The following is a 2,252-nucleotide window of genomic DNA, read 5'->3' on the forward strand; positions in this document are numbered from 1 at the left end:
CCGCGCTGCGCGCGAGCGGGCACCTGCGGGTCGACCGGGGGTCCGCCTCGGCGGTGACCCAGTTCGCCGAGGCCGCCGAGGCGCTGCGCACCGCACGGTCGCCGATCGTCGTCTATCCGGAGGGCCGCATCAGCCACGACCCCGGGCTGTGGCCCGAGCGGGGCAAGACCGGGGCCGCCCGGCTGGCACTGACCGCCGGGGTGCCCGTGGTCCCGATCAGCCAGTGGGGTGCCCACGAGGCCGTGTACTGGGGAACCGAGACGGTGCGCGGCGCGGCCGACCTCGTGCCGCTGGCCCGTTCCGGCCTCACCTCGCCGCTGCGCAGACCGACGTTCCGGGTGCACTTCGGCGAACCGGTGGACCTGTCCCCCTACGGGGCGGGCCGCCCCGGCGACGCGGTGAAGGCGCACGCGGCGATCATGCGGGCGATCACCGCCGGGCTGGTGCCGCTCCGGCGGGACGAACCGGACCGACCCCGGTTCCACGACCCCACCCGGCCCACGGACGGCCACAGCCCGTGGCGCCCGTGAGCCGCACCGGCCGACGGTGCCGACCGTGCCGGGAGGGCCGGGAGGGGACGGTCGTCAGACCGGGATGACCGTCGGGACGATCATCGGCCTGCGCCGGTAGGTCTCGCCGACCCACCGCCCCACCACCCGGCGCACCGCCTGGGCGATCTGGTGGGCGTCGACGATGCCCTCCGACTCGGTGCGGGACAGCTCCATCTCCACCAGCCCGGCCACCTCGTCGAGCGCCTTCGGGTCGTCGGAGAACCCCCGGCCGGACAGGGTCGGCCTGCCCATCGCCCGCCCGGTGGTCGAGTCGACCGCGACCGTGATCGCGATGAACCCACCCTCACCGAGGACCAGCCGGTCGGACAGGGTCGACTCGCCCACGTCCCCGACCGACAGGCCGTCGACGTAGACCATGCCGACCTCGACGCGGCCGCTGACCGACGCCTGCCCGTCGACCAGGTCGACCACCACGCCGTCCTCGGCGATCACCACGTTCTCCTCCGGCACGCCGGTGCGCACCGCGAGCGCCGCGTTGGCCCGCAGGTGCCGCCACTCGCCGTGCACCGGCATCACGTTGCGCGGCCGGACCGCGTTGTAGAGGAACAGCAGCTCGCCCGCGGGTGCGTGCCCGGAGACGTGCACCTGGGCGTTGCCCTGGTGGATCACCTCGGCACCGAGCCGCACCAGCCCGTTGATCACCCCGAAGACGGCGGTCTCGTTGCCCGGGATCAGCGAGCTGGCCAGCACGACCGTGTCGTTCTCCCGGATCGCGATCTGCTTGTGCTCACCGCGCGCCATCCGGGACAGCGCCGACAGCGGCTCCCCCTGCGACCCGGTGGAGACGAACAGGACCTTCGTCTCCGGCAGGGTGACCGCCTCGTCGAGATCGATCAGCAGTCCCTGCGGGATGTTCAGCAGCCCCAGGTCGGCCGCGATCGTCATGTTGCGCACCATCGACCGGCCCACCAGCGCCACCCGGCGCCCGTGCCGCTGCGCCGCGTCGAGGACCTGCTGGACCCGGTGCACGTGGCTGGCGAAGCAGGCCACGATGACCCGCTGGCGCACCCGGGCGATCACGTCGTCGAGCACGGGGCCGATGTCGCTCTCCGGGGTGACGAACCCGGGCACCTCGGCGTTGGTGGAGTCGATGCACAACAGGTCGACCCCGGACTCACCCACCCGGGAGAACCCGGCCAGGTCGGTCAGCCTGCCGTCCAGCGGGAGCTGGTCCAGCTTGATGTCGCCGGTGTGCAGCACCGTGCCCGCCGGGGTGCGCAGGGACAGTGCCAGCGCGTCCGGGATGGAGTGGTTGACGGCGAAGAACTCCAGCTCGAACGGACCCACGGTGCGGGTCTGTCCCTCGGCGACCTCGTGCAGCACCGGCTTCTGCCGGTGCTCCTTGCACTTGGCCGACACCAGCGCGAGCGTGAACCGCGAACCGTGGATCGGCAGGTCCGGCCGCATCCGCAGCAGGAACGGCACCGCCCCGATGTGGTCCTCGTGCCCGTGGGTGAGCACCAGCGCGTCGATGTCGTCGAGCCGGTCCTCGATCGCGCGGAAGTCGGGCAGGATCAGGTCGACGCCGGGTTGGGCGTCCTCCGGGAAGAACACCCCGCAGTCGACGATGAGCAGCCTGCCGCCGTACTCGAAGACGGTCATGTTCCGGCCGACCTCGCCGATCCCGCCGAGCGCGACCACCCGCAGGCCGCCCTCGGGCAGGGGTGGCGGCCGGTGGGT

General features: G+C 73.1%; 2 protein-coding genes. One reads left to right on the forward strand and one right to left on the reverse strand.

Annotation, left to right across the window (positions count from 1 at the left end):
• The coding region (locus ACTIR_RS22530) for a lysophospholipid acyltransferase family protein (RefSeq protein ID WP_034239264.1) at nucleotides 1-530 on the forward strand (530 nt) is incomplete at its 5' end.
• Nucleotides 531-584: 54 nt separating this feature from the next.
• On the opposite strand, the gene ACTIR_RS0109530 is transcribed toward ACTIR_RS22530, so the two are convergent.
• The coding region (locus ACTIR_RS0109530; protein WP_026454092.1) for a ribonuclease J at nucleotides 585-2,252 on the reverse strand (1,668 nt) is incomplete at its 5' end.

Source organism: Saccharomonospora iraqiensis subsp. iraqiensis (assembly GCF_000430445.1).
Lineage (GTDB): Bacteria > Actinomycetota > Actinomycetes > Mycobacteriales > Pseudonocardiaceae > Saccharomonospora > Saccharomonospora iraqiensis.